Origin of the sequence: Microcoleus sp. K1-B1 (genome assembly GCF_036704705.1) — a bacterium.
Lineage (GTDB): Bacteria > Cyanobacteriota > Cyanobacteriia > Cyanobacteriales > Microcoleaceae > Microcoleus.
This window is the reverse complement of the sequence record NZ_JAUBSH010000052.1, coordinates 40,267-46,465: the sequence shown is the minus strand read 5'-3', so window position 1 is coordinate 46,465 and position 6,199 is coordinate 40,267. Positions and strand designations below refer to the sequence as shown.

The window sequence follows — 6,199 nt, the reverse complement described above, 5'->3', positions numbered from 1 at the left end:
GCTATTTTTACCAACGGGGGATGAGGGCTATAAGTCAGATTCAGTCTAGCTCTTAGCCATCTTGTCACCCCCCCAGGTCATGACTAGAAACTAATTTTAGCGCGATCGTTATTTAGAGAATTTCTTTCAAAGTTTTAACTAAGATTTGATTCTGTTCCTCCGTACCTACACTAATCCGCAATTTGTCTTCTAATCGCGGCTGATTGAAGTATCGAATCAAGATTCCCCGTACTTTGAGTGTTTGATAAATTTTTTCTGCATCGCCGTTTGGTGGCCTAACTAACAAAAAGTTGGTTTGCGAGGGCCAAACGTCAAAGCCTAATTCCTTGAAGCTAACGGCTAGTTTTGCTCTGGAAGCCTTAATCTTTTCGGCGTTGGCTATTTTGTGGTCTCGATCGGCGATCGCAGCCGCCCCCACTGCATAGGCTAAAGCATCCACATTATAGCTGTCTTTGATTTTATTTAATTCTGCCAGTAGCGCCGGATTTGCTATGCCAAAACCCAGCCTCAATCCTGCGAGGGAATAACCTTTTGAAAGCGTTCTCAATACTATAACATTACTGTATTTTTTTGTCAATTCCAAAGCATTATTTTCTGCGAAATCTACATAAGCTTCGTCGATGACCAGAATCCCCGATAACTCTTTAGCCAGCTTCTCCAAATCAGCAACAGATATGGCTGTTCCCGATGGACTGTTTGGCGAAGCTACAAATGTCACTGCACCCTGGGCTGCTATTAGCAAATCGACTGGTAACTTGTAGTCGTCGGGATAAGGAACTTCAACAAATTCTGCATCTTGAATTGCTGCCAAAGTGCGGTACAATACATAGGTAGGCGCTGGACAAACAATCTGTTTTCCCGATTCGCCCACAGCGCGAACTATCAAGTTTAATAAATCGTCGCTGCCGTTACCTACAACAATCCAATCGTCAGCAACTCCCAAAACTTTACTAGCAGCAATGCGGAAAACTTTGCCAGTTGGATCTGGATAGCGCCGCAGCATTTCTCCGTCTATTTCCTGAAGCACTTTTAAGGCTTTGGGAGAAGGCGGATAGGGATTTTCATTAGAATTTAGTTTAATAATTTTTGTGCCTAGCGGTGGCTGTTCCCCCGGCACATAGCCAGACATTTCGTGGATGCTTTTGCGAAAGTAATTCATCTATATAATTGAGTTTTGTGGAACGGGCATCTTGCCCGTTCTTGATAATGGTGCAAGATATCAAGTTAAACAAATTATATCAAACAATTAGTGACTATCCGCGTTATACCCAAATCAAGTAACTTTTGCATATCCGCTCGATCGTCCACCGTCCAGGCCACAATGTCAACTCCCTGACTCCGGCTTTCTTGAATTAGTGCGGGGTTTTCCAGCAACACGCCGTACTGGCTGCTAATCAAATTATCCCCATGCGCCACAGCTTGAGCAAATTGAGTTTTGTATGCTTCTAGATTAGCAACAATGTGTCCGATCGCCAAATCGGCAGATAGCCGCCGCACTTGTTCCAGAAATCCATCGTTAAAAGAGGTAATAACGCATTTGTGTTGGATGTCTTCGCCCTTCAAAGTGTTGACAATATCCGCGACATCTGCATCCGACCACTCGCAGTGAGGTTTGACATCAAAGTAAAGAAATTTGTCAACATTTTTGAGGATAGCTAATGATTCTTTTAAGGTAGGAATTTTTTCGTATGAAAATTCATCGCTAAACCATTTTCCCGCATTAAGTGCCTGCAATTGAGAGAGAGTGTTTTCCCTAACTTTGCCAGAAACTCCAGTGATTCTATCTAATGTGGCGTCGTGAAAAATCACTGGTACGTTGTCAGCAGATAGCTGGATGTCAAATTCGATCGAATGAGCTCCACGGGCGATCGCCAGTTCAAAAGCTGCTAAAGTATTCTCCGGGGCGATCGCCGAAAATCCCCGATGTGCAATAATTTCTAAATTCACTGTCTTGTGCCCTCTAAAAAATCTGCCACAGTTTGATTAAAAGTTTCCGGTTGAGTCAAAAAAGACCAGTGATTCCCCGGTACTTTTGCAACAGTAAGATTTTTCAAGTATCTCTTGTATGGCTGCATTTGCCAAGCCATGCGATTTACGCCTTTTTCCGGCTGTACAAACAAAGTCGGGATCTCAATATTTTCAGTTAAACCGGCAACTTTCATCACTTCTGTAAATATCGGATTTCTGGCTGCAATCGCAAATTTACTGCCCCAATTTCCGTCGGATTTTTGTTCGATTTGCTGTTGGAATACCATTTGCTGCACATCACTCCAATCTGCGTATTCTCCCGATTGTTTTGCCGCTGCTTCTGCTTGGGCTAAAGTCGCAAACGGGCCCACACATTTGAGACAGTCTAATTTTCGGTAAACAATTGGCAGGGTGAGTTTCATCGCGGCGGGTAGTTTGGTGATGAAGATGGGGTCTACTAAAATCATACTGCAAAAGCGATCGGGATTTTGCTTCGCCCAAATCGGTGCTAGTTTTCCCGTCCAAGAATGTCCTAAAATGTGTGCGTCTGGCCAGTTGAGATGTGCCATCAAAGCTTCTAAATCTGCGATCGCACTTTCAAAAGTATAGCCGGTTTTTGGTTTGCTACTTTCTCCGTGACCGCGCATATCGGGCGCTACAATATGATAGCGGTTGGACAAGTAATTGCCCAAGTTAGTCCAGACACACGCACTATCTGCTAAACCGTGCAGCAGCAGCAAACGGGGAGATTTTTCGGACACACTTTCTGGCTGCCATTCTAGGTATGAAAGTTCGATTTCTGGTAAGTGCAAAGTCTTACGAGTTGGCATAATTAGGGTATTTTATATTTGGAGAAATGTGATTTAACTTTTTTAGGAACAGGCAAGATGCCTGTTCCACAAAGAGTGAATTTTCTTCTACTGTTTTCATCAACAGGCAAGATGCCTGTTCCACAAAAAATAAATCTTCTTGTGGGGTGGGCTTCTAGCCCGCCCTTCTGACTTAACCTTTGCCCTTCAAACTCAACAAGATAAACTGAGTTTTCTGCGCTTCATCAAAATTGTCATCGCTGACCAAAACTAGACTCTGGCTGCCATCTGGCAAGCGCGGGCCGAGGGTCATCCCCTCTAAATTGTACAGCGGAATTCCGAGTTCGCTTAAGTCTAGCAGCAACTTTTTCTTAACAGGTTCGACGGCCACTCGTCCTTTAAAACTCTGGATTCTCGAAGTATCTGTAGCCGCCCCAACTGCTACTTGATAAATCCTAGCGCTGTATCCTGACAGCCCAAAAGAACGTTCTAAACTCAGAATCTGACCGCCACCGACAGTTACTAATTCTGTTAAACCGTTCAAAATAGTCATAGGAACTTGGTCGAGCTTGTAAAGATTTTCTGAGACTAATTGCGGCGTTTTATCGACGATGACATAATGTAAAATACGGAGTTTATTTTCCTCTTCCGGGTCTAAATCTTGCATTAACGGCGCTTCCGTAGCTGCGAACAAACGAAACGGATCGAGACCGCCCGGACTAAAGGTTTCTGGGTCGATGGTTAAAGATTCAAAACCTAAATTGTCCACGACTCCTTGCTGCTGTTTTTCATCGCTGGCATCGGGAATATAGCGCTTTGGTATCGGCAAATTTCCCCGCATTTGCCCGGTTTTGAGGTCGAATTCTCCGAGAAAAGGAGGGATGCCCACATGAGTAACGCCTTCGCTGGCGACAAATACTGAGTTGCGGGGAGAAAGGGCGATGCCTTCGGGATTGATGGAACCCCAAGAGAAGGTTTCACCGTCTGCTTTTTTGAGGGAGGTAACGCCGTCAACGGTAACTTTTTTCAGGCGAATATTGCCGGGGTCACTTGATGTGAGGTCGAGTCGGAGACTGTAAAATCTCGCTTCTCCGTTTTCGCTGGGGTCGTCGGAAAGAGCGTAAAAGCGATAAGCTTTGGAAGTGACTGCACTAATACCTTTGGGATCGTAGGTAATTCCTGACAAACCGCCGACTGGTACTCCTTCAAAATTCATTTTTGGCAATTCGTACTCGCCCAAAAATTCTAGGGACATTTCTGGAAAAGAGCGGTCTTTTGCAACTGCGGGAGGGGGGGCGCAAGCTGTGCAAACAGTTAAGAGAATGAGGGCGAGACTGAATAAGCGTAAAATACGTTGGCGAAGCCCTCGAAGAGGATCGCCCAGCGTCTTTAAATCCCAATAATTGCTCAGTGCGGTAAAATTTATTTTGTTGCTCTTGTTGAACAGTTTGCTTTTGTGCCATCTTTGTGACATAATTTATACCGTTTTGTAGATATGCAAAACTTGATGTTTCCAGAAAAGATGCCGAATCGCGGCAAGCAAATGTTGAGAATGAGAAGTTCTGCGCCAATTGGGTGCTTGCTTTTCCTGTGGCTGTGTGCTGGTTCTATTGCTAGCGCCCAAACTAATCCACCACCCCTCGATCAATTTTCTCCTAATCCTCTAGAAATTACCACACCCGATCCCCTAACTCCCGCTAATGAATCTTTGAGCAGCACTCAGCGGGAGGAACTGACAGCGGCTTTGGAGGAGTTAAACTTAGAAGCAGCGACTAAACTGCAAGCTGGAGACGGCGCGGGTGCTTTTGAAATTTGGTTCCGAGAATTGCGGCTGCGGAGGTATCTGGGCCCGGCGGCGGAAATTGCTGCTTTGAGTCGGGTGGGAAGTGTTGCTTGGAGTAACGGTAAAAACCTCGAACTACAGCTTATTACCAAACGGTTGCAAACAATTCAAAAAGAAGTCAAATCCCAAGTACCACTTAATACTGAGTTGCTACCCGCCTTCGCTGCGGCTTTTCAGCAGGTGCGCGCTAAAGGCCCGACTGTAGAAGTTTACCAAGAAATTCTCGAAAATGCGCGCCAAAACCAAGATATATTGGCTGAAGGTCAGATTTTGAAGGCGATCGGGCTTATTCACATCAATTGGTTGAGTTACGATAAAGCTGCTCCCGTGTATGAGGAATTGGCTACTTTAATTCAGGAAAACCGCGATTTATTTGCTGCTAATTCTGCTGTGCAAAATTCTGCTGTTGTGGCGGGAAACGGTGCGCCGCCGCAGCCTGTAACTCCTCCAACTGAGGTAGATACCCTGAGACAGTTGGCCTATGTTTACCAACAGTCGAAACAACCCCTAAAGGCGATCGCAGCTAGGGAAAAGCTAGCATCGGTGTATCTTAACTTACAAAATCCCAGCGCTATACCACCGCTCAAAATTGCGATCGCCAGTGATTACCAAACCATAGGTCAAATCAATTTAGCCGCTCAATACTATCAGGAAGCCTACAATTTAGCCGTCCCCATTCAACAGTATGCCCAAGCTAGCGAAGCTTTGGATAAATTAGCATTACTTTATCGATCGCAAAAGCAATGGGAGCCGACTTTGCGGATTTATCAAATGCAGTTGCTGTTAGAAGAGCGGGCTTACAATTTCTACGGATTGATGAACACTTATGACAATATCGGTCAAGTTTATCAGGAGATGAAGGCTTACGATAAGGCTTTGGAATCCTATCAAAAAGGGTTGGACGTGGCTAAAAAATTGGGACACAGACAAGAGTATTTTGCTAAGAAAATTCAAAAAGTTAACAAGCAGTTGCAAAGGACTTCGTAGTTGTCAGCAGGAAATAATGACAAATTGCAATGTGAGTAATTTAAATGCAGTAAGGTGCGCCTAGCGCACCCTACAAAACTACTTTTGCCTGGTAACTTTCTCGCGAGATAGAATAATATACTACATCAGTTTCGTAATAATGAGCATTTTTTTCATATTTCATGCCAACTTTCTGCATCAGCCGCTGGGAGGTTATATTTTCTGGGAGGGCGATCGCAACTATTCTCTCCAAATTTAATATTTGAAATCCATAGTTAAGACTAGCCAAAGATGCTTCTGTCGCCAATCCTTGATTCCAATAAACTTTGTCGAGGGCATAGCCTAGCTGAACTTCCGGTGTCTTTTCCAGAAAATTCAGTCCGCAGCGACCAATCATTTTACCGTCTATTTTATGTACTAAAGCCCACAGTCCGAAGTTGTTTTCTGCCCAATGTTTGAGCATGGTATGAATGGCGATTTCTGTTTCTTCTCTAGTTTTAACTCCTCTCAAGTATTTCATTGTTTCTGCATCACTGTAGATGCGGTACAGCTCATCTAAGTCGTCTGGCGTAAATTGTCTCAGATACAATCTGGCTGTCTCTATTTCTCGCAT

General features: G+C 44.4%; 6 protein-coding genes. 1 reads left to right on the top strand and 5 read right to left on the bottom strand.

Annotation, left to right across the window (positions count from 1 at the left end; translation table 11 throughout):
• Positions 1 to 112: 112 nt before the first annotated feature.
• The 4 genes from hisC to QUA83_RS18910 all read right to left on the bottom strand — a co-directional run bounded on the left by hisC (position 113) and on the right by QUA83_RS18910 (position 4,251).
• Positions 113 to 1,159: a histidinol-phosphate transaminase gene (gene hisC / locus QUA83_RS18925; protein ID WP_333295070.1), complete on the bottom strand. Its 1,047-nt coding sequence runs from the start codon at positions 1,157 to 1,159 to the stop codon at positions 113 to 115.
• Positions 1,160 to 1,233: 74 nt separating this feature from the next.
• Entirely contained in the window at positions 1,234 to 1,947 is a 714-nt protein-coding gene (locus QUA83_RS18920; RefSeq protein WP_333295069.1) for a glycerophosphodiester phosphodiesterase family protein, read from the bottom strand.
• On the bottom strand, positions 1,944 to 2,798 hold the full coding sequence (locus tag QUA83_RS18915) for an alpha/beta hydrolase (protein ID WP_333295068.1): 855 nt from the start codon (positions 2,796 to 2,798) through the stop codon (positions 1,944 to 1,946). Before QUA83_RS18915 ends, QUA83_RS18920 begins: the two co-directional genes overlap by 4 nt.
• Before the next feature lie 172 nt (positions 2,799 to 2,970).
• Positions 2,971 to 4,251 carry an esterase-like activity of phytase family protein gene (locus QUA83_RS18910; protein ID WP_333295067.1) on the bottom strand — a complete coding sequence of 427 codons (1,281 nt, stop codon included), beginning with the start codon at positions 4,249 to 4,251 and terminating at the stop codon, positions 2,971 to 2,973.
• Positions 4,252 to 4,284: 33 nt separating this feature from the next.
• On the opposite strand from QUA83_RS18910, the gene QUA83_RS18905 reads away from it, so the two are divergent.
• Positions 4,285 to 5,607, top strand: a complete 1,323-nt coding sequence (locus QUA83_RS18905; RefSeq protein WP_333295065.1) for a tetratricopeptide repeat protein — start codon at positions 4,285 to 4,287, stop codon at positions 5,605 to 5,607.
• Between the two features lie 70 nt (positions 5,608 to 5,677).
• Here QUA83_RS18905 and QUA83_RS18900 read toward each other — a convergent pair whose 3' ends face one another.
• Positions 5,678 to 6,199, bottom strand: coding sequence for a GNAT family N-acetyltransferase (locus QUA83_RS18900; RefSeq protein WP_333295063.1), 522 nt, complete (start codon positions 6,197 to 6,199; stop codon positions 5,678 to 5,680).

What these genes read in the sequence shown, in the direction of transcription:
- hisC (WP_333295070.1), bottom strand. Translation starts at nt 1,159, where the DNA reads ATGAATTACTTTCGCAAAAGCATCCACGAAATGTCTGGCTATGTGCCG.
- QUA83_RS18915 (WP_333295068.1), bottom strand. Translation starts at nt 2,798, where the DNA reads ATGCCAACTCGTAAGACTTTGCACTTACCAGAAATCGAACTTTCATAC.
- QUA83_RS18910 (WP_333295067.1), bottom strand. Translation starts at nt 4,251, where the DNA reads ATGTCACAAAGATGGCACAAAAGCAAACTGTTCAACAAGAGCAACAAA.
- QUA83_RS18905 (WP_333295065.1), top strand. Translation starts at nt 4,285, where the DNA reads ATGTTTCCAGAAAAGATGCCGAATCGCGGCAAGCAAATGTTGAGAATG.
- QUA83_RS18900 (WP_333295063.1), bottom strand. Translation starts at nt 6,199, where the DNA reads ATGCGAGAAATAGAGACAGCCAGATTGTATCTGAGACAATTTACGCCA.